The sequence below is a fragment of the Bacillus sp. SIMBA_008 genome (assembly GCF_046535495.1).
GTDB lineage: Bacteria > Bacillota > Bacilli > Bacillales > Bacillaceae > Bacillus > Bacillus subtilis.
The window spans coordinates 203,697-223,556 of sequence record NZ_JAWRWL010000003.1 but is presented as its reverse complement, the minus strand read 5'-3'; the positions used below and the strand labels follow the sequence as shown (position 1 = coordinate 223,556).

Below are 19,860 nucleotides of genomic sequence, written 5' to 3'. Positions count from 1 at the left end.
GGAGGCGGACACCAGGAATGACAAAAAAACAGCTTCTCGGATTGATCATTGCTTTATTCGGCATCAGTATGTTTTTGCAAATTATCGGAATAGGCGATCTGCTGTTTTGGCCGCTCTTTTTTCTGATTGCCGGCTATTTCCTTAAAAAATATTCCCGTGATTGGCTTGGCTCCGTCATGTATATCTTTGCCGCGTTTCTATTTTTGAAAAACCTCTTCAGCATCACCTTTAATTTATTCGGCTATGCGTTTGCCGCATTTCTGATTTACGCCGGCTACAGGCTTGTCAAAGGGAAGCCGATATTCGAACCGAATGAGAAACAGGTCAACCTCAATAAAAAAGAACATCATGATCCGCCAAAAGATGTAAAACATCCCGACATGCGCAGCTTTTTTATCGGTGAGCTGCAAATGATGAAGCAGCCGTTTGACCTGAATGATTTAAATGTCTCTGGTTTTATCGGTGATATCAAAATCGATTTATCTAAAGCGATGATTCCCGAGGGAGAAAGCACAATCGTCATTAGCGGAGTCATTGGTAACGTTGATATTTATGTACCATCGGACCTTGAAGTGGCTGTCAGCTCAGCTGTTTTTATAGGTGACATCAATCTGATCGGCTCGAAGAAAAGCGGATTAAGCACGAAGGTATATGCCGCGTCAACCGATTTCAGCGAGTCAAAGCGCCGTGTCAAAGTGTCCGTTTCCTTATTTATCGGTGATGTGGATGTGAAGTACGTATGAGAAAAAAACTGCTTGTGAGCCTCCAGTGGCGCGCCATCCGCATGACAACGGGAATCAGCCTGCTCCTTTTTGCCTGCCTGATTTCCTTTATGATGTTTTACTATCGGCTCGATCCGCTTGTTTTGCTGTCATCAAGCTGGTTCGGAATTCCGTTTATCCTGATTTTGCTTCTAATCAGCGTGACCGTCGGTTTCGCCTCAGGGTATATGTACGGCAACCGGTTGAAGACAAGGATTGATACATTAATTGAATCCATTTTAACCTTTGAAAACGGCAATTTCGCTTATCGGATACCGCCGCTCGGTGATGATGAAATCGGCCTGGCCGCCGATCAGCTGAACGAAATGGCGAAGCGCGTGGAGCTTCAAGTCGCATCCCTGCAGAAACTTTCCAATGAACGTGCGGAATGGCAGGCGCAAATGAAGAAGTCGGTTATCTCAGAAGAACGCCAGCGATTGGCTAGAGATCTTCATGATGCGGTCAGCCAGCAGCTCTTTGCCATATCGATGATGACATCAGCCGTGCTGGAACATGTCAAGGATGCTGATGATAAAACAGTCAAGCGGATCAGGATGGTCGAGCATATGGCAGGCGAAGCCCAAAATGAGATGAGGGCGCTCCTGCTCCATTTACGGCCTGTTACCCTTGAAGGAAAAGGGCTGAAGGAGGGCCTTACGGAGCTTTTGGACGAGTTCCGAAAAAAGCAGCCGATTGATATTGAGTGGGATATACAGGACACAGCGATATCCAAGGGTGTTGAAGACCACTTGTTCAGAATCGTGCAGGAGGCCCTTTCAAACGTATTTAGACATTCAAAAGCGTCAAAAGTAACCGTGATTCTGGGCATAAAGAACAGTCAGCTCCGTCTGAAGGTGATTGATAATGGAAAAGGCTTTAAAATGGACCAGGTGAAAGCATCCTCATACGGCTTGAATTCTATGAAGGAACGTGCAAGTGAAATCGGCGGGGTCGCCGAAGTGATTTCAGTAGAAGGAAAAGGCACCCAAATTGAAGTAAAGGTCCCGATTTTCCCGGAAGAAAAAGGAGAGAACGAAAGTGATTCGAGTATTATTGATTGATGATCATGAAATGGTCAGAATGGGGCTCGCGGCTTTTTTGGAGGCGCAGCCCGATATTGAAGTCATCGGCGAAGCATCGGACGGCAGCGAAGGTGTTCGGCTTGCTGTGGAACTGTCGCCTGATGTCATTTTAATGGACCTTGTCATGGAGGGCATGGATGGCATTGAAGCTACAAAGCAAATTTGCCGGGAGCTTTCCGATCCGAAAATTATTGTGCTCACTAGCTTCATTGATGATGACAAAGTGTACCCGGTTATTGAAGCTGGCGCGCTCAGCTACTTGTTGAAAACCTCAAAAGCGGCAGAAATCGCTGATGCCATCCGCGCCGCAAGCAAGGGAGAGCCAAAGCTGGAATCAAAAGTGGCGGGAAAAGTATTGTCCAGGCTGCGCCATTCAGGTGAAAATGCGCCCCCGCATGAATCGCTGACGAAACGGGAGCTCGAAATACTCTGCCTAATCGCAGAAGGAAAAACAAACAAAGAAATAGGCGAGGAACTGTTTATTACAATTAAAACAGTCAAAACGCATATTACGAATATTTTATCAAAGCTGGATGTCAGTGACCGGACGCAGGCGGCGGTGTACGCGCATCGAAATCATCTCGTCAAATAGGCGGCTCCTATTTGTTTGCGCCTTTCGTTCCGAAGTCTCTGACAATCACATTGACCCGGTAGTCTATTTCCGCATTGCTGAAATAATCATCATCCCATTTTCTTGCGATCTTTTTCCACTTTTGAGGATAATGAATTCTGACTTGGTTTCCCAATCCGGTCACATCCGCTTTGATCTCTTTCTGCAGCTTCTCTGTAATAAATGTCGTTACTGTTTTGTGTATTCGTTTTTCGACTGCCTTTTCAATGCTTTTAATATATGAATCCTTAAACGAATCTTCACTGGGATTCCAGTCCTCAGATAGACGACCTTCAATAGTGCGGGTGACGGTGAATTTGAACTTTCCGTCCTTATAGGCCGTCTTGATCTTCCGATTGCTCGAATATACTTCATAAGAAAAGAGATGGCCATCGCGCTTCAAGTCAATGACGCCTCCCTCGACAGTGCCTGAAAATAAGTTAATATTTTGAACCTCAATCGGGGTGAGATCCCGGTGCCATAATTTATTTTTGATGATAGAGGCTCCGTTTATCGCGAGCTTGCCGTTTTCCTTACCGACATGAGGGATGAGGAATGAATCGTCAGAGGTTAAGTGTTCTGAGATCTCCCCCAATGTAACTGGCTCCATCATTCTGATCGTCACCTTATTTTTCTCTGTCAGATCATATATCACGTTGGATGCGGGTTCGCCTTCATCATTCATGTTAAATATATCCTTAGTTCGGCCGTTGGTGATAAAGACATAGGAACTCCTCCTTGTTCCGTTGTCTCTGACAAACTGGTTAATGATCGCGTCCATTCCAATTTGATCCGCAATCACGCTTTTGGAAAGCAGAATGAGACGCAAATGCTGTGAAAACGTAGGATTATGCTTTAATGCAGAGGTTCTCATCATTTGATGGACAGTTTCACCCTTTGTGATAGAAAGCTGTGTCGGATCAGATGAAGAGCCCTCCTTGGCACTGATTTTTTTCGGCACGAGAATTTGCTGTGTCAGCTCTAAGTTTTCATCGTCAGGCTTGTCTAGCCCTACTCCGATCACTAAGCTTAATTCCTCGATATTCTCACTGTCCCAGCATCCGGACAGCAATAGGGTGCATATAAACATACATAAAATCCGGATTTTCATTTTGCTGTAATCCTCCTCTTGAGAGCTACAATGAAAAAGAGAATGAAGGGAAGCAGAAACAGGGAGACAAAAATATAGCCAAGATAATCGCTATACACCATGACTTGATTGGCGTCATCCGGCCAGAGAGAAAAATAAAAGACCGTTATGCCGATAATCACCATGCTTGTTTTAGTCGATAATCCGAATGTCTTCTTTAGCCCGTTAGCGGCAAAGTATCCGTAAATGACAAATGTGGTGAAAAACTGGATGATCCAGACCACCAGTAAAAACGATTCAAACCGTTCAATAAATATGCCTTTAAGCTCAAAGGACTGAAAGAGAGAAATAGTCGGCCAAATCAGCGTTTTTACCTCGGGAGCGGTCAAAGCTCCGACAACGATAATATACGTAAGGATATATAAGATAATCGGAATCAGAAATCCTAGAGACGCATATCTGAACGTGTATTTCTTTTTCTTCATATGTTCAGGAAGAAACAGCATCACTTCCATTCCTAAAAAAGAGATGGAAACGACGGTAAGGGAGTTTGCAATGGGTCCAAGGCCTTCGCCTAAAACAGGACGCAAATTATTAATATCAAAAATTTTAAAACTGATCCCAAACACAACCAGCAAAATAATAATGGTTACCGTTAAATAAAAGGGAAACAGCCGCGACACATCACTTAAACCCCCGACGATTAAATAAATACCGCAGCAAATAAACGTTAAAATAATGACTTGAATTGGGGTTCTCTCCAGCAGGAAAAACTTCACCATTTCAGCCATTGCCCGTGTCTCGAAGCTGGCTACGCCGAGGAAATAGCCGCAGATCAAAAGGCCGATGATGCTGCCGATCCATTTCCCAAGCCCTTCCTTCAAATATTCAAAGAGTGAAGGGTATTGATGTTTTTTCTGAATGAGCGTGTTTAAATAAATGAAGAAAATAAAAATGAAACTTTCTAATATCAGCGTGATCCAGCCGTCAGGCGTATTAGCCTTAGTGGTCAGCGCTCGCGGCAATGTTAAAAGTCCGGCCCCAAGCATTGTATTTGCAACAATAGAAATACCTTGAAAGGTATTAAGTTTCAGTGGAGTCTGTTTTTGGCTCATTTGGATTATTCGCCCCTTTTGGTTTGTTTTTAATTGGGAGACGGATAATGGAGTCATCCGTATTTTTCAGGCTAAAGAATCCGTTTGGCGAAAAATACGGAGACCCAAAGCTCGTTTGTCTCGTTAAGTGCGTATAAACGACAAGCATAAATAAAATAATGCCGTACAGCCCTAAAATAGCGGCGGAAAACATCGAAATAAAACGCAGCACCCGGAAAGACAGACCCATTCCGTATTGAGGAACGGTAAAGGATGCCAGGGCAATGACACTGACGACAATGACCATAATCGAACTGACGAGATTCGCTTCTACAGCAGCCTGTCCGATGACTACGCCCCCAACGAGGCCGATCGTCTGTCCGAGCGGATTGGGGAGTCGCAGTCCGGCTTCCCTTAGCAGCTCGATGGTGACTTCCATCAGCAGGGCTTCAAATATCGGAGGGAACGGCACGTTTTCCCTGTTCGCCGAAATTGTAACGGCGAGCGCGGTCGGCAGCAGCCCCTGATGGAAGGAAACAAGTGCTATATAAATCGATGACAAAAACAAGGTGATAAAGATAGAAGCAAAGCGCAGCGACCGGATAAGAGATGCTGAAATCCAGCGTTCATAGTAGTCATCCGGGGATTGCATCAGGATGCCGAGAGAAACCGGCACCAGCAGCACAAATGGTGAACTGTCGACCAAAATTGCCACACGGCCGTTAAACAGGGCTGAAGATACTTTGTCAGGTCTTTCCGTATTTTGTATCTGCGGAAATGGTGAATATTTATTATCTTCAATGAGCTCCTCGAGCGTTCCGCTGTCCTGGATATCTTCCAGCTGGATATTTTTAAGCCGCGCCTTCACTTCTTTTATGACGGACTTTTTCGCTTTGCCCTCAATGTACATAATGGCTGCGGGCTTCAGCTTGTTTTCGCCGATCATGATTTTTTTGGTGATCAATTTCGGATGAGAGGTTCTTTGTCTGATCAGAGCGAGATTTGTATCAATATCCTCTACAAACGCAACTTTTGGGCCGCGTACCACTTTTTCAGTTGTCGGCTCTGTCAGGCTTCTTGTTTTTTTCTTTCCTGTGGTCAGAATATAGGCTTTATCCAATCCGTTGATAAACACAGCACAATTGCCGTTGAGAATCGATTCAATCGTTTTTTTTGCGGTTTCAACAGGTCTTGCGTCAAGCTGGTCAAGGCGTTTTTTGACCTGGTCAAGCGTTAAGGTCTCCTCATCTTTAATTAAAGTTTTAATGGCTTCTGACACCTTATTCTCATCAGTCAGTTCACTGAAATAGAGATAGTAAAAAACCAGTCCGTTCGCAAGCATTTTTTTGTTTTTCACCAGATCATCGTTTTCTTTTAATTTTGGCAGCACCAATGCTAAATTATCGTGTATATATTCCTTAAACTCTGTTTGTTCCAATGAGGTCACCTCTTATCCAAAACCTTAGTAGAGGTTATCTTTTCCTGTTAAAAAAATGATATACTGTGTTAGAGTATTTCATGGAGTAAGTTTTTTTATGAAAGCGGAGGATACGAAGTGGCACAGGTAAGGCTAGCTGGAAAACAAGAAGAAATTGAACAGCTCATTAGATCATTTGAAAAGCATTATGATGTCTCTTATACATCAAAGGAGTACGGAAGGACGAATCCAAAATACAAATATTCAAAGGATTCCCGCGTATATCTTGAATTAAAATTAAAATCTGCCAAGATCGAAAAATAAAAAGGATTTTTTGTGTCATTGGCGAATTATGATCTATTGAAGCAACCGTTATGGAGGGATACATAAATGGAATACAGAATTGAACGAGACACCATGGGAGAAGTAAAAGTTCCTGCTGATAAATTTTGGGGCGCCCAAACACAGCGAAGCAAGGAGAACTTTAAGATCGGTTCTGAAAAAATGCCGATGCGTGTTGTGAAGGCGTTTGCAATATTAAAACGAAGCACAGCTCTAGCTAATAAACGCCTCGGCAATCTGGATGCTGAAAAAGCAGAAGCGATTGCAGCGGTTTGTGATGATGTGCTCAAAGGCAAGTACGATGACAACTTCCCGCTTGTCGTATGGCAGACCGGAAGCGGCACACAAAGCAATATGAACATGAACGAAGTGGTAGCCAACCGTGCGACTGCTTTATTAAATGAGAAGAACTCTGATCAAACGATTCATCCAAATGATGACGTGAACCGAAGCCAAAGCTCAAACGACACATTCCCGACGGCGATGCATGTTGCCGCTGTTTTGGCTGTTTACGAGCAGCTTGTGCCGGCGCTTGATCAGCTTCGCAATACACTGGATGAAAAAGCAAAAGCATACAATGATATTGTCAAAATCGGACGCACGCATCTTCAGGATGCTACGCCACTGACCCTCGGACAGGAAATCAGCGGATGGGTTCACATGCTGGACCGTTCGAAGGAAATGATTTTGGAAGCGACAGATAAAATGCGTGCGCTTGCAATTGGTGGAACGGCTGTCGGAACGGGTATCAACGCCCACCCAGAGTTTGGAGAGCTTGTCTCAGAAGAGATCACTAAGCTGACCGGCCAAACGTTTAGCAGTTCACCGAATAAATTTCACGCGCTGACAAGCCATGACGAAATCACTTATGCGCATGGCGCATTAAAAGCGCTTGCGGCTGACTTAATGAAAATCGCGAACGATGTCAGATGGCTCGCAAGCGGACCTCGCTGCGGCATCGGGGAGATCGTCATTCCTGAAAATGAGCCGGGAAGCTCCATTATGCCTGGTAAAGTCAACCCGACACAAAGCGAAGCGTTAACAATGATCGCAGCGCAAATCATGGGGAACGATGCGACAATCGGCTTTGCTGCGAGTCAGGGAAACTTTGAACTGAACGTGTTTAAGCCTGTTATTATTTACAACTTCCTGCAATCTGTGCAGCTGCTCAGTGACGGCATGAATTCATTCCATGATAAATGTGCTGTCGGTATTGAGCCTAATAAAGAAACCATTCAGGAAAACCTGTCAAATTCATTAATGCTTGTTACGGCGCTGAACCCGCATATCGGTTATGAAAACGCGGCGAAAATCGCCAAGCTTGCACATAAAGAGGGATTGACGCTCAAAGAAGCAGCTTTGAAGCTTGAATTGCTGACAGAGGAGCAATTTAACGAAATGGTTAAGCCGGAAGACATGGTAAAACCAAAGGCGTAATAGTAAGAAAGAACGGCTGCTTTTTAAGCAGCCGTTCTTCTAAATATGTTGCTGTTTTAATAAATATTTAAGCTGTTCCGCATCTTTGGCGAGAGCTTCAGACTCCGTCAGATTATGAATCATTCCTTTTATGATCGCCAGCTTCGGTGTTTTTTTCTTCATTTCTGCTTCAAGTATGTCCAAGCTCTCCGATAATTCAAGAGAGGAGTTTGTGTTTAAGCTGTTAATTTTGTCACGTAGGCTTTTCACAATCGATTCAGTCAGCGGGTCAGGCCGTCCGTGCGTAAGAGGCCCGAATAAAGAGCTCGCCTCTTCCAATGTGATGAAAGGCTTATCGTTTCGTTCAGACATGCCTTTTACCATATCATCAATTCGATTCATAATGATATCAGCTAATTGAGACGGCTTCACAGTGTACCCGAGCAAAATCATGCATTCCAGGTAAATCTGGCTGATGCCCTCTATTAAAAAACAAAGCTCAGCAGTGTACGGTTCCGCTTTTTTTCCATAGATGTTCAGCAGGCTGTCGATATGAAATTGAAGTGAGGACTGGCGGATTTTTTTTGCGCATTGCTCCACTTCTTCTGTGTAAGGCAGAGAACCCTCCTTCAACTGCATGCTGATAAAATCTTTGTGTTCAAGAATGTTTTCATAGAGGACGGTCAGCTGTTTACGGTAAGCCGTTCTGGGGCTGTCGCCCTTCGTTTTAATATTTAAAATTCGGGTAAACGTTTTATCATAATAGTAGTTCAGCATAGAGAGAAGAAGCGCTTCTTTCGAAGGAAAATAAATATAAAAAGCGCCTTTAGATATTTTGCACTCTTTTGCGATTTCCTGGACTGATGTTGAGTTGTATCCTTTTTGGGCAAATAGTTTTAAGGCTGTTTCAATAATCAGTTTTTCTTTTTCCTTCAATGGTTCCACCCTTTCGGAGCCCGGAGGCCTGCTAGGATATGACCATGTAGTCACACCGTCTGTTATAAAATTAACCTTATTGTAACTTGTTTTTTTATCATGTATTATTTATATTATAAATTGAGATGACCGAATGGTCAAAGCTCAAGCGAAAGGGTGAATCTAGAATGAGAGAATTGGACGAAATGATCAGCCGCTTGCGAAACAGAGGAATCAAAGTGGAGAAAGTCAAATATCCGAAGCAGACCTTGTCAGAGAAAAAATGGGTTCATCAATGCAAACAGCCGCTCAAAACAAATTACAGAGATTTTAACGGCTATTCTTTCACATAAAAAAATAGACTGCAAAACATCTACAGTCTATTTTGGCACTGCTATGCGGTACGTTACACCCGTTTTGTCATTTTCAATTGAGATAGATGCCTTATGAAGAGTTAAAATTCGTTTTACGATGCTTAGACCAATGCCGAATTCGCCTTTCTTCCCTTTATTAAAAGGCTCATAGAGGCTGGAGAGCATCTCATCTTCAATATGCGGACCGTCATTTTTAATGGTGATCACGATATTTCGATCATCTTGTTTCATGCTGATTTCTATTTTTGTCTCAGCATAGCGGATTTGATTTTCCAGAATGTTTTCGAGGAGTTTGTTCCATTGCTCCGGATCGCCCGGCATCAAAATATCCTCTTCTACATCAATTTCCCACGATAGTTCTTTCCGCGCCCACTTCAATCGTTCGATGACTTCTTCTGTCACTTCCACAATACTGAACATGTCGTGCTGCACTTTTTGCTTCGCTAAATAATCCAGCTTCGTTAAATATAATAAATCCTTTATTTTTTTCTCCAGCTTAAGGGCTTCGCATTCAATAACATCTACAGTGTTTTCAAGGTCTCCTTTAGGAAAAATCCCGTCTTTAATTGATTGTGTATAGCCTCTGATGACCATGACCGGCGTTTTTAAATCATGAGAGATATTTTGCAATAGAGTTCTTTCTGTTTCATCCTTTTGCACAAGCTTTTGGCGCATCTCTTCGATGGTATGGCCCAATTTGCCGATTTCATCTTTCCGATCCACTTTTACTGGGTCATCCCAATCCTGTTCAGAAATCCGTTTGACGTGTTTTTCAAATGATACAAGAGGCCTTGATAAATACTTTGCAAGCCAAATAGCCGGAATCCAGCTTAATAAAATGACGACAGCTATAATAAACAGAAGCTGTTTGAACAAGGTATAGGCCAAATCGTCCCGATAAGAATCAAGCGCGTAAGAGAGCATCATCGCTGATTGTCCATTGACGGAAAGTCCCTTTTTAATGACAAAAAACACTTTCTCTCCATTGACGTCGGCGCTGTAACGTTTCTTTTTAGCTTCCTGCTTATCAGCCAGCTTGTACACCTTGTGGATAAATGAAGATGACAGAATGCTTAAATCCTTGTCTGAAGAAGCCTCTTCATTTTCAGGAAGGAGCACGTGCTGTACGGAGCGGACAGTTGTCGGCGCCGTCGCTTCCTCGCTGTAATAGCGCCTTTCAATCGAACCTGGCAGGCGGTACTCTGTCAGCACATGCTGCTCATTTTCAATCGTCGTATACGTTTCATTAGTGAAAAAATCTCGCAGCGTGTTTGAAAATAACACAAGCAGTAAAATCGATATCGCTAACAGGATGCCGGATATGACAACCCATATCTGAAACGCGAGCGGCTTGTTTTTCATGATGACATCATCCTGTAGCCGAAACCGTAAATCGTCTCCACCTTCAATTCAGGCATCTTTCTGCGCAGTCTCCGGACGAGATCATCAACGACCCGATCTGTTCCGAAGTAGTCATGTCCCCACACTTTTAGGAGGATATCCTCACGAGAGTATGGATGCCCTTTATGATGGATAAATAATAGCAGCAGATCAAATTCCTTTGACGTCAAATTGATGATATTCCCGTTTTCGTCATAAACCTCGCGGGCGTCTTCAGCAACCCGATACGAGGAGACGGCAATTTCATTTTTTTGGACAGGAGGAGCTTCCTTATATACGAGCTGCAGCAGCTTTTGCACACGGATAATCAGCTCCCGCGGCAGAAACGGCTTGGAAATGTAGTCATTGCTGCCAAGCTCTAAGCCAAGCACTCTGTCAATATCCGCATCTCGGGCGGAAATAAAAATGACCGGCACGTCAGGATCTTTCGCCTTGATTTCTTTTATTAATGTATAGCCGTCGGTATCCGGCAGCATGATATCGAGAATCCATAGGTGGGGAGACGGTGTCATTTTCTTTCTGGCGTCTTCACCTTTCGTAAAAGATGTAATGTTCCAGCCCTCATTCTCTAAATACTTCGTCAGCAGTTCATTCAGGTTATCCTCATCTTCAACTAGATAAATGGTGTATGACAAGGCTCTTCACATCCTTTCAACGTCATTATAAACTAGTTTTAACATACGGCAGGCAATTTTCATAATTTCACATATTCTTTTCATTTTTATCCCACAATGTTTGTTTATGATATGTATAAGGGAAGAAAGGAAGAGAAAAAGAGCGAGGAAGATGTAGGATGATCAAACATATTCTATTTTGGTGCTTTGCTTTTCTCCTCATTATTGGGACAATTGAACTTGTACATGCGATGAATATGTAACGATAAATGAATAACCGTTAAAGGAGTGTAAGAACATGGATTATCGACGTGATGGCCAAAACGATCAACATCAAACTGAACCTTCACATACAGAACAGCAGAATACAGAAAACCAGAAGCTGATTGGACATTCTGAACAAGAATTGCTTGACGCGCCTGTGTCGTATGAAGCGGGACGGCAGGAAACGGCTTCTGCTTTAGAAATGGAAAAGCAAGAAACGGCTGTGAAAAAAGAAAAGAAACGGAGAGCCGCATGGCTGAGCCCGATTTTAGGCGGTATTATCGGCGGGGGCCTCATGCTTGGCATCGCGCCTTATCTGCCGTCAGACCAAAATCAGGCGACCGAAACCGCTTCCGCAAATAAACAGGTGCAGTCTGATAATTTTACAACGGCGCCGATAACGAACGCATCAAACATCGCTGATATGGTAGAGGATTTAGAGCCTACGATTGTCGGAATCTCAAATATCCAAACCTCTCAAAATAACACATTCGGCACGGGAGGAGGCTCCAGCTCAGAAAGTGAAAGCGGAACCGGGTCAGGTGTTATTTTCAAAAAAGACAGCGATAAAGCGTATATCATTACAAACAACCATGTCGTTGAAGGCGCGAACAAGCTGACTGTTACGCTATACAACGGAGAAACGGAAACTGCCAAGCTTGTCGGCAGCGATACCATTACTGATTTGGCAGTTTTGGAAATCAGCAGCAAGAACGTCAAAAAAGTGGCGAGCTTTGGTGATTCTTCACAGCTGCGCACTGGCGAAAAGGTAATCGCTATCGGTAACCCGCTCGGACAGCAGTTTTCCGGTACGGTGACACAAGGCATCATTAGCGGACTGAACCGGACAATTGATGTGGATACAACACAAGGGACGGTGGAAATGAACGTGCTGCAAACCGATGCAGCGATCAATCCGGGGAACAGCGGAGGCCCATTAATCAATGCAAGCGGCCAGGTCATCGGCATCAACAGCTTGAAGGTGAGCGAAAGCGGCGTGGAATCACTTGGATTTGCGATCCCAAGCAATGATGTCGAGCCGATTGTTGACCAGCTGCTGCAAAACGGGAAGGTGGACCGTCCGTTTTTAGGCGTGCAGATGATTGACATGTCACAAGTTCCTGAAACCTATCAGGAAAATACGCTCGGCCTGTTTGGAGATCAATTGGGCAAAGGTGTTTATGTAAAAGAAGTTCAAGCAAATTCGCCGGCAGAAAAAGCAGGTATTAAATCTGAGGATGTCATTGTCAAACTAAACGGTAAAGACGTGGAAAGCAGTGCGGATATCCGTCAGATCCTTTACAAAGACTTAAAAGTCGGAGATAAAACAACAATCCAAGTGCTGCGAAAGGGAAAAACGAAAACGTTGAACGCGACACTGACCAAGCAGACAGAAAGCAGTTCAAGCTAAGAAAAAAACAAAAAGCTGAACCCAAATAGGGTTCAGCTTTTTTTATCCTAAGTAAGAGGAAAGCATCCACACTTGTTTTTCAACTTCTTCAATTAATCCGACAAACAAGTCCGCTGTCGCATTGTCTTGATTTTCTTCAGCCAGGCCGATCACAAATTTAGATTCGCTGCTGATTTGTTTGTAGTCGTTTACCAATGCTTGTACCATTTCTGAAGCTGATGTTTCGTTTCCGCCGTCTGTGATAGATGCATGCTCAGTGTATTCTTTCACTGTGGCAACAGGCTGTCCGCCAATCGCCAGCAGGCGCTCAGCGATGGTATCCACTGTTTCAGCCGCATGGTCATAAAGTTCTTCAAATTTCTCGTGCAATGTAAAGAAATGAGGCCCTTTCACATACCAATGAAAACGGTGGAGCTTAGAGTATAAAAGAAACCAGTTTGATAATTGTGTGTTCATTGAATTCTCAACTAATGTTTGATTTGTTTTTGCGTTTTCAGTTTTCATAAGATAACATCCTCCTTGTGATCTGTTGACTTAATTATATCATATACTAAATAAAAATCAATACTAAATTATAATAATTATAATTTAGATCAGCTGAATAGCTTTTTCTTCAGGATAGACTCCCACGCAGACCAAGGAAAAAGCGATCGGAACAGCAGGGTGAGCTTGATGCCCTTTCCGATCGGGTATCGCAATTTCTTGATATGCTGTTTTGTTGCCAATTGATAAATGAGGTCGGCAACCTCTTGGGGATCTCCGCTTTCTTCTCCGTTTTTTTCAACGTAGGAAAGGATCTTTTTATAGTATTGATGATAGGCTGAATCGTCAGCAGGCACCGACATAAAATTTGATAATGACGTTGACCAGATCGATGTCTTGTATGAGCCCGGCTCGATCAAAGCGGTTTCGATACCGAACGGAAGCAGCTCGATACGTAGGCTTTCAGAAAAACCTTCCAATGCATGCTTAGAAGAAACATATGGTGACAGCGCTGGGAATCCGGTCAGTCCGCTGATGCTGCTCACGTTTATAATCTTTGCGCCGCCATGCTTTCTTATGTAAGGGAGAACGGTTTTTGTCACATGGATCACACCGAAGACATTCGTTTCAAATTGTTGTCTGAAATGTTCCATCGGCACATCCTCGATAAATCCTCCATAAGCTGTTCCGGCGTTGTTAACGAGTAAGTCGATCGGGGCGTAAGCACTAACGGCTTTTCCGAATGAGACTATAGATTGTTCATCGGTGACATCGAGAGCTGTAATGAGAATGGAATCAGACACATTGTGTGCTGCAGCCAATTCTCGAAGCTGTTCCGCTTTTTCAGGCTGTCTTGATGTGGCTATCACGAAAAATGATCGGGCAAGCTTTACAGCTGCCAGCAGACCGAAGCCGCTGGACGCTCCCGTTACGATTGCTATTTTTTTATTCATCCTATCCCTCCTATTAAACTGCTACAGCTATTGTACTATCCTGAACAGGAGATGACGCCTGTAAAAAGAAATTTTTATACAACAATTCAGAATTGTTCTATAATAGAACGAAAGAAGGAAAGGGGTTTTGTGATATGGCGCTGCAAGGGGTAGGCCAAAGATGGGATCTTGATTCATTTTTTAAGGGCGGGAGCCAATCGGAAGAATTCAAAGGTTATATTGAGAAGCTGTCACAAAGTCTGCGTGCATTTCAAGACAGGACTGATGCGTTTCAGGTGCCTGAATCGCCTGAAGAGGCTGAAGGGCTGACCGCGTTGCTTGATTTATTCGAACAGACATCCGTCAAGCTTCAGCAGGCCGGCGCGTTTGTTGCCTGTCTTCAGGCCCAGAATATCAATGATCAAAAGGCTATAGAGCATCAGGCACTCATGAACCGGCTTTCCGCAGATTTTCAATCGTCGCTCGTTACATTAGATCATAAACTTGTGGACATTGATCAAGAAGTGTGGAATGAATTGTTAACAAAACCGGGATTGCGCGATGTTTCTTACATATTAAATGAAAGAAGACAGAGGGTTGCCGAAAAGCTTAGCCCCGGTAAAGAAAAACTGATCGGGAACCTTGCGGTGGACGGATATCACGCTTGGAGTGACTTATACAATATGATTGTCGGGAAAATGACGATCCCGTATGAGGAAAACGGTGAAAACAAGCAATTGTCTGTCGGTCAGGCGGAGAATATGATGGACCATCAAGACCGTACTGTCAGAAAAACAGTATATGAACGTTTCCGCCAAGCTTGGGAGAGTAAGCAAGATATTTTCAGCAGCACGCTGAATCATTTGGCGGGATTCCGGCTTGAAACCTATAAAGCGCGCGGTTGGGAGAATGTCCTGAAGGAACCGCTGCAAATTAACAGGATGAAAAAAGAAACACTTGATACGATGTGGCAGGTCATCACTGAAAACAAGAAGCCGTTCGTTCAGTTTTTGAACCGGAAAGCATCCATGCTCGGCCTTGAAAAACTCAGCTGGTACGATGTCGAGGCACCGATCGGTTCTGACGGAAAGGTCTATTCGTATGATGAAGCCGCAAATATCATTACCAGCCAGTTTTCAACGTTTGGCAAAAAACTGTCCTCATTCACTGAAAAAGCGTTTCGGGACGGCTGGATTGAGGCGGAAGACAGGAGCGGAAAAAGAGTCGGCGGCTTTTGCACCAGTTTTCCGGACAGCGGGGAATCCCGAATTTTCATGACATTTTCGGGCAGCGCCTCAAATGTCTCTACTCTTGCGCATGAACTCGGGCACGCGTTCCATCAGGAAGCAATGCTCGACGTCAGGCCGTTAAACCGTTCCTACGCCATGAACGTTGCAGAAACAGCTTCAACGTTTGCAGAGATGATAGTCGCGGACGCGACTGTCCAGCAGGCCGAGACGAGGGAAGAGAAGCTTGTTCTTCTGGAGGATAAAGTGCAAAGAAGTGTTGCGTTCTTCATGAACATTCACGCAAGATTTCTATTCGAAACGAGATTCTACGAGGAACGAAAGCGGGGAGTGGTACCGGCCAGCCGCTTGAATGAGCTGATGGAAGAGGCACAAAGAGAGGCATACTGCAATGCGTTAGAAGAATATCATCCGCTTTTTTGGGCATCAAAACTTCACTTTCACATCACGAGGGTGCCGTTTTACAATTTCCCTTATACATTCGGCTACCTATTTTCTCTTGGCATTTACGCGCTGGCGCTTGAAGAAAAAAACGCATTTGAAGAGAAGTATATGGCGCTATTGCGCGATACTGCTTCTATGACAGTGGAGGATTTGGCGATGAAGCATTTGGGCGCTGACATCACGAAGCGTGATTTTTGGGAGAATGCCATCAAGCTGGCTGTGCGTGACGCCGAAACCTTTTTGCAAATGACCGAATCTTAAAGAAAAAGCCGTGGCGTTAAATGCCCCGGCTTTTTCAATTCTTCTCTGAATGAGGATTTCATTCTCTGGATATACCTAAAATAAATGGAATCCTACAGGGGGGAAACATATGCATTTGGTCAGAGCAGCCGGGGCTGTATGTCTCGCAGTGGTTCTGATTGCGGGCTGCCGTTTCAATGAAGACCAGCATCAGGCAGAAGGAGAAAATACAGCCGTCACCCAGCTGAAGTCCGTTCCCTACAGTAATTTTTCGCTTCGTGTGAGCTACGGGGATGGTGAGCATAACCGTTATGAAGGAATCTATACAAAGAACGGGACTCAGGAAAAAGCGGAAATACAGGATAAGCTCTCCGGTGTCAATCAGGAAGGAGAAGAAGCGTTAGATGAGATGAAAATGATTTTGAGCGAGCTTTCCGTAACAGACCAAATGGCTGAAACAGAAGTGATACACAGTGTGCTGGCAGCATTTAATCTGGACAGTCATTATGATCATATCGATTTAAAATTGAAGCTGAAGGACGGCTCCATCAGAGAAATCAAGAAGTAATCTTGTGATAAAAAACCCATAAACGTCAATTATGTCCATAAAACTAATTGAAAATGATTTTCAAAGTCAGTGTTTTCTGCTACAATGAGGGATATATGACCATATCAAATGGCTGAATATCGGAATCATTTGCATTGATGACAATTGACTTAAAAGCATGTATATAGAAAACGTGCAATACATAGTGCTGCTAAAAAGCCAGCAAAAAGGAGCGGTTATGGGTATGAGTGCAATTTCTACAGAAACGCTGAGCTTAGGATACGGGGATGCCGTTATTATTGATGAGTTGAATTTAACAATTCCCAAAGGTGAAATTACCGTATTTATTGGCAGCAATGGCTGCGGAAAATCGACACTTTTACGTTCATTAGCGCGCCTGATGAAGCCGAGAGGCGGTTCAGTGCTGCTGGAAGGAAGAGCGATTGCCAAGCTTCCGACGAAGGAAGTCGCAAAAGAGCTCGCAATCCTGCCCCAAGGTCCTTCGGCTCCAGAGGGGCTGACGGTGCATCAGCTGGTGAAGCAAGGAAGATATCCTTACCAAAACTGGCTGAAGCAGTGGTCAAAAGAGGATGAGGAAGCAGTTGAAAGAGCGCTTAAAGCAACAAAGCTTGAGGACATGGCTGACCGTGCCGTTGATTCTTTGTCAGGCGGACAGCGCCAGCGGGCTTGGATCGCGATGACGCTTGCCCAGGAAACGGATATCATCCTTCTTGACGAGCCGACGACGTATTTAGACATGACGCATCAAATTGAAATTCTTGATTTGCTGTTTGAGCTGAATGAAAAGGAAGACCGGACGATTGTTATGGTTCTCCATGACTTAAACTTGGCGTGCCGCTATGCGCATCATCTTGTGGCCATAAAAGATAAACGGATTTATGCAGAAGGCCGTCCGGAAGAGGTCATCACTTGTGATCTTGTGCAAAATGTGTTTTCTATGAACTGTCAGGTTACACAGGACCCGCTCTTCGGAACGCCTCTTTGCATTCCTCATGGCAGGGGCAGATGCATTGTCCAGGAAGCGGCTTTCACATCACATGGATAAATAACGCAGCGAAGGAGCTTTCAATTGAGAAAGCTCCTTGCTGTTTTTTCGAAAGGAAGATGGAAAATGGAACAAAAACTTCAGGAGCAGCTTGATGGATTGCTGGAGAAGTATACTGAGCTTCTGCTTGGTGAAACAAACGATGAGCTAAAAGAAGAAGTGAAGCAATGGATTTTGTACACCCATATAGCCAAAAGCATGCCTCCGCTCGCTAAGCATTGGAATGCGACATACCCCGACGCGAAGCAGGGCATTAAAGAGATCATTCAGCATATTAAGGAATTAAATGAAGCGCATCGAAACAAACAATAGCCAAAAAGCAGTCTGTTCATTATAGCAGACTGCTTTTTTGTGATTCAGCCGTTTTATCTGGCGTAAAGGAATCCATAAAGGTTCTCAGCGCGCTGCTGATAAACGAATCTTTTCGAACAATAAACTCTGTTTTCATCTGGCTGAGCGCTTCAGGCAGCGGGTACAATCGAATTGATCCTTCTGCTTCATGTTTCTGCACAACCGTTCTTGGCAGCAACGAGATGCCAAGACCTGCTGTAACCCCGCCGATAATTGCTTCAAGCGTCCCAAATTCCATAATGACCGGCTGTGTGACACCGACGGAGCGCAGCCATTTTTCAAGTGTTTCTCGATACGAACAGCCTGTGCTGTAAACGAGAATCGGCTTTGTGATGGCTTCCTCAACATCGGGCACGGAGGCAGCCGAAACAACTACTGGTTCTTCCTCAAACGCAGGATAGGATTCGAGCTCAGGATGATGGCATTCGCATCCGATAAACGCGCCATCCAATTCATAACGAAGAACTTTATCAAGGAGAAATTGCGTATGTCCTGTTGTTAAAGATAGCTGGACGTTTGGATGTTCTTCATAATAAGATGCCAGGAGCTTTGGAAGCCTTACCGCGGCGGTTGTCTGAGTGGAGCCGATCATAAGCGGCCCGCTTGGTTCTGCGGAGGATGAGAGCGCTTTAGACGCTTCATCAAGCAGGCCGATAATTTTATTTGCGTAGTCCAGCAGCAATTTTCCGCTTGCAGAAAGTGTCATGCCCCGATTATGGCGCAAAAACAGTGTGGTACCCAGCTCAGCTTCCAATTGCTGAATTCTGGCCGTGACATTCGATTGTACATAGCCAAGCTGCAGGGCTGCTTTCGTAATGGTTCCTTCACGAGCTACCATTTGAAACACACGTAAATCTCCGCTTTCCATTTTGAACTCCTCCGTTCGTTTGCTATCAATCTAAGTGATATCTAGTATCTTTAACAATCATTATACGTAACATCAAAGCTGGATTACAATGGAATCAGAAATATACTTTAGTCAACAGCAAGGAGTGGCGGCAATGAATGTCTTGAACAAAATAGCTCTCGTAACGGGGGGCGGCACAGGAATCGGAAAAGCAGCCAGTATGGAATTGGCAAAGCGCGGGGCGATTGTGGCGGTGAATTATTCACGCTCGCAATCAGAAGCGGAGGAAACAGTGGAAATGATTAAAAAAGCTGGCGGGCAAGCCTTCGCCATCCAAGCAGATGTATCCAAAAACAGTGACGTGCAGGATATGATTCAAGCAATCGTGAACACACACGGCACGGTTGATATTTTAGTCAACAATGCCAGCATTACACGGCATATTCCAATGGATGATCTTGAGGCTGCGACAGAAGACATATGGGATGAGCTGTATGCCGTCAATGTGAAAGGGATGTTTTTCTGCGCGCGGGCAGTGGTTCCGTTCATGAAGAAAAGCAAGGCCGGGGCGATCGTAAACGTCGGCAGCATCGCAGGGGTAACTGGTGCCGGCTCATCTATGCCTTACGCAGTATCAAAATCAGCGGTGCACGGTTTAACGAAATCATTGGCCCACGCCTTAGCGCCTGAAATCAGAGTGAGCGGTGTAGCACCAGGAGCTGTGGCAACGAGATGGTGGGCCGGCCGGGAAGAAAAAATGAAAAGCATGATCGGCTCTTTGCCGCTGCAGTGTATTGCTGAACCAGATGATGTTGCCAAATTGATTTGTTCACTAATTGAACAGGAATCACTCACAGGCCAAATTATCACAATTGACAGCGGACAGACGCTGTAAAGAAAGGGATGCGGGGA

The 19,860-nt window shown here is 44.4% G+C and carries 21 protein-coding genes; 12 read left to right on the top strand and 9 right to left on the bottom strand.

What is annotated here, in order from left to right; genetic code table 11:
- Positions 1-17 precede the first annotated feature (17 nt).
- Genes liaF through liaR form a run of 3 tightly spaced genes read left to right on the top strand, consistent with a single transcriptional unit; the run spans position 18 to position 2,435 of the window.
- Positions 18-743, top strand: a complete 726-nt coding sequence (gene liaF / locus SB658_RS11785) for a LiaRS two-component regulatory system accessory protein LiaF (protein WP_003228510.1) — start codon at positions 18-20, stop codon at positions 741-743.
- On the top strand, positions 740-1,822 hold the full coding sequence (gene liaS, locus SB658_RS11780; protein WP_085185806.1) for a two-component system sensor histidine kinase LiaS: 1,083 nt from the start codon (positions 740-742) through the stop codon (positions 1,820-1,822). Before liaF ends, liaS begins: the two co-directional genes overlap by 4 nt.
- Entirely contained in the window at positions 1,800-2,435 is a 636-nt protein-coding gene (gene liaR, locus SB658_RS11775; protein ID WP_003228514.1) for a two-component system response regulator LiaR, read from the top strand. The genes liaS and liaR overlap by 23 nt, the downstream gene beginning before the upstream one ends.
- A 7-nt stretch (positions 2,436-2,442) precedes the next feature.
- Here the strand turns inward: liaR and gerAC are convergent, their stop codons facing one another.
- From gerAC to gerAA, 3 genes are read right to left on the bottom strand one after another with little or no spacing between them, the layout of a single operon-like run.
- Positions 2,443-3,564, bottom strand: coding sequence for a spore germination receptor protein GerAC (gene gerAC, locus SB658_RS11770; protein ID WP_072175787.1), 1,122 nt, complete (start codon positions 3,562-3,564; stop codon positions 2,443-2,445).
- Positions 3,561-4,658 (bottom strand): spore germination receptor protein GerAB, encoded by a 1,098-nt coding sequence (gene gerAB, locus SB658_RS11765; protein ID WP_032677048.1) that lies wholly within the window; start codon positions 4,656-4,658, stop codon positions 3,561-3,563. The genes gerAC and gerAB overlap by 4 nt, the downstream gene beginning before the upstream one ends.
- Positions 4,627-6,075 carry a spore germination receptor protein GerAA gene (gene gerAA / locus SB658_RS11760; RefSeq protein WP_032677049.1) on the bottom strand — a complete coding sequence of 483 codons (1,449 nt, stop codon included), beginning with the start codon at positions 6,073-6,075 and terminating at the stop codon, positions 4,627-4,629. The genes gerAB and gerAA overlap by 32 nt, the downstream gene beginning before the upstream one ends.
- Before the next feature lie 117 nt (positions 6,076-6,192).
- On the opposite strand from gerAA, the gene SB658_RS11755 reads away from it, so the two are divergent.
- Positions 6,193-6,378, top strand: coding sequence for a YvzF family protein (locus tag SB658_RS11755; protein WP_003221676.1), 186 nt, complete (start codon positions 6,193-6,195; stop codon positions 6,376-6,378).
- 66 nt (positions 6,379-6,444) lie between these two features.
- On the top strand, positions 6,445-7,833 hold the full coding sequence (fumC, locus tag SB658_RS11750) for a class II fumarate hydratase (protein WP_019712953.1): 1,389 nt from the start codon (positions 6,445-6,447) through the stop codon (positions 7,831-7,833).
- 39 nt (positions 7,834-7,872) lie between these two features.
- Here the strand turns inward: fumC and SB658_RS11745 are convergent, their stop codons facing one another.
- Positions 7,873-8,748: a TetR/AcrR family transcriptional regulator gene (locus SB658_RS11745; RefSeq protein ID WP_003243192.1), complete on the bottom strand. Its 876-nt coding sequence runs from the start codon at positions 8,746-8,748 to the stop codon at positions 7,873-7,875.
- Between the two features lie 167 nt (positions 8,749-8,915).
- On the opposite strand from SB658_RS11745, the gene spxO reads away from it, so the two are divergent.
- Positions 8,916-9,080, top strand: coding sequence for an anti-adapter protein SpxO (spxO, locus tag SB658_RS11740; protein ID WP_003221681.1), 165 nt, complete (start codon positions 8,916-8,918; stop codon positions 9,078-9,080).
- Between the two features lie 27 nt (positions 9,081-9,107).
- Here spxO and cssS read toward each other — a convergent pair whose 3' ends face one another.
- Both cssS and cssR read right to left on the bottom strand, forming a co-directional pair.
- Entirely contained in the window at positions 9,108-10,463 is a 1,356-nt protein-coding gene (cssS, locus tag SB658_RS11735) for a two-component system sensor histidine kinase CssS (RefSeq protein ID WP_003228527.1), read from the bottom strand.
- Positions 10,460-11,137 carry a two-component system response regulator CssR gene (cssR, locus tag SB658_RS11730; RefSeq protein ID WP_003228529.1) on the bottom strand — a complete coding sequence of 226 codons (678 nt, stop codon included), beginning with the start codon at positions 11,135-11,137 and terminating at the stop codon, positions 10,460-10,462. The genes cssS and cssR overlap by 4 nt, the downstream gene beginning before the upstream one ends.
- Positions 11,138-11,414: 277 nt before the next feature.
- On the opposite strand from cssR, the gene htrB reads away from it, so the two are divergent.
- Positions 11,415-12,791 (top strand): serine protease Do-like protein HtrB, encoded by a 1,377-nt coding sequence (gene htrB, locus SB658_RS11725; protein WP_032726833.1) that lies wholly within the window; start codon positions 11,415-11,417, stop codon positions 12,789-12,791.
- Positions 12,792-12,833: 42 nt separating this feature from the next.
- On the opposite strand, the gene mrgA is transcribed toward htrB, so the two are convergent.
- Both mrgA and SB658_RS11715 read right to left on the bottom strand, forming a co-directional pair.
- Positions 12,834-13,295, bottom strand: coding sequence for a metalloregulation DNA-binding stress protein MgrA (gene mrgA / locus SB658_RS11720; protein WP_014477938.1), 462 nt, complete (start codon positions 13,293-13,295; stop codon positions 12,834-12,836).
- Between the two features lie 89 nt (positions 13,296-13,384).
- Positions 13,385-14,227 carry an oxidoreductase gene (locus SB658_RS11715; RefSeq protein ID WP_085185808.1) on the bottom strand — a complete coding sequence of 281 codons (843 nt, stop codon included), beginning with the start codon at positions 14,225-14,227 and terminating at the stop codon, positions 13,385-13,387.
- A 134-nt stretch (positions 14,228-14,361) separates the two neighbouring features.
- On the opposite strand from SB658_RS11715, the gene SB658_RS11710 reads away from it, so the two are divergent.
- From SB658_RS11710 to SB658_RS11695, 4 genes are all read left to right on the top strand, one after another.
- Entirely contained in the window at positions 14,362-16,158 is a 1,797-nt protein-coding gene (locus SB658_RS11710) for a M3 family oligoendopeptidase (protein ID WP_144500531.1), read from the top strand.
- A 109-nt stretch (positions 16,159-16,267) separates the two neighbouring features.
- Positions 16,268-16,705, top strand: a complete 438-nt coding sequence (locus tag SB658_RS11705; RefSeq protein ID WP_029725909.1) for a YusW family protein — start codon at positions 16,268-16,270, stop codon at positions 16,703-16,705.
- Between the two features lie 217 nt (positions 16,706-16,922).
- On the top strand, positions 16,923-17,750 hold the full coding sequence (locus SB658_RS11700; protein ID WP_010886609.1) for an ABC transporter ATP-binding protein: 828 nt from the start codon (positions 16,923-16,925) through the stop codon (positions 17,748-17,750).
- Positions 17,751-17,774: 24 nt separating this feature from the next.
- Entirely contained in the window at positions 17,775-18,062 is a 288-nt protein-coding gene (locus SB658_RS11695) for a YusU family protein (protein WP_003228549.1), read from the top strand.
- 19 nt (positions 18,063-18,081) lie between these two features.
- On the opposite strand, the gene SB658_RS11690 is transcribed toward SB658_RS11695, so the two are convergent.
- Positions 18,082-18,969 carry a LysR family transcriptional regulator gene (locus tag SB658_RS11690; RefSeq protein ID WP_015714676.1) on the bottom strand — a complete coding sequence of 296 codons (888 nt, stop codon included), beginning with the start codon at positions 18,967-18,969 and terminating at the stop codon, positions 18,082-18,084.
- Between the two features lie 133 nt (positions 18,970-19,102).
- On the opposite strand from SB658_RS11690, the gene SB658_RS11685 reads away from it, so the two are divergent.
- Complete coding sequence (locus SB658_RS11685) at positions 19,103-19,843, top strand: SDR family NAD(P)-dependent oxidoreductase (RefSeq protein WP_144500532.1); 741 nt, start codon at positions 19,103-19,105, stop codon at positions 19,841-19,843.
- The last annotated feature ends 17 nt before the right edge of the window (positions 19,844-19,860 follow it).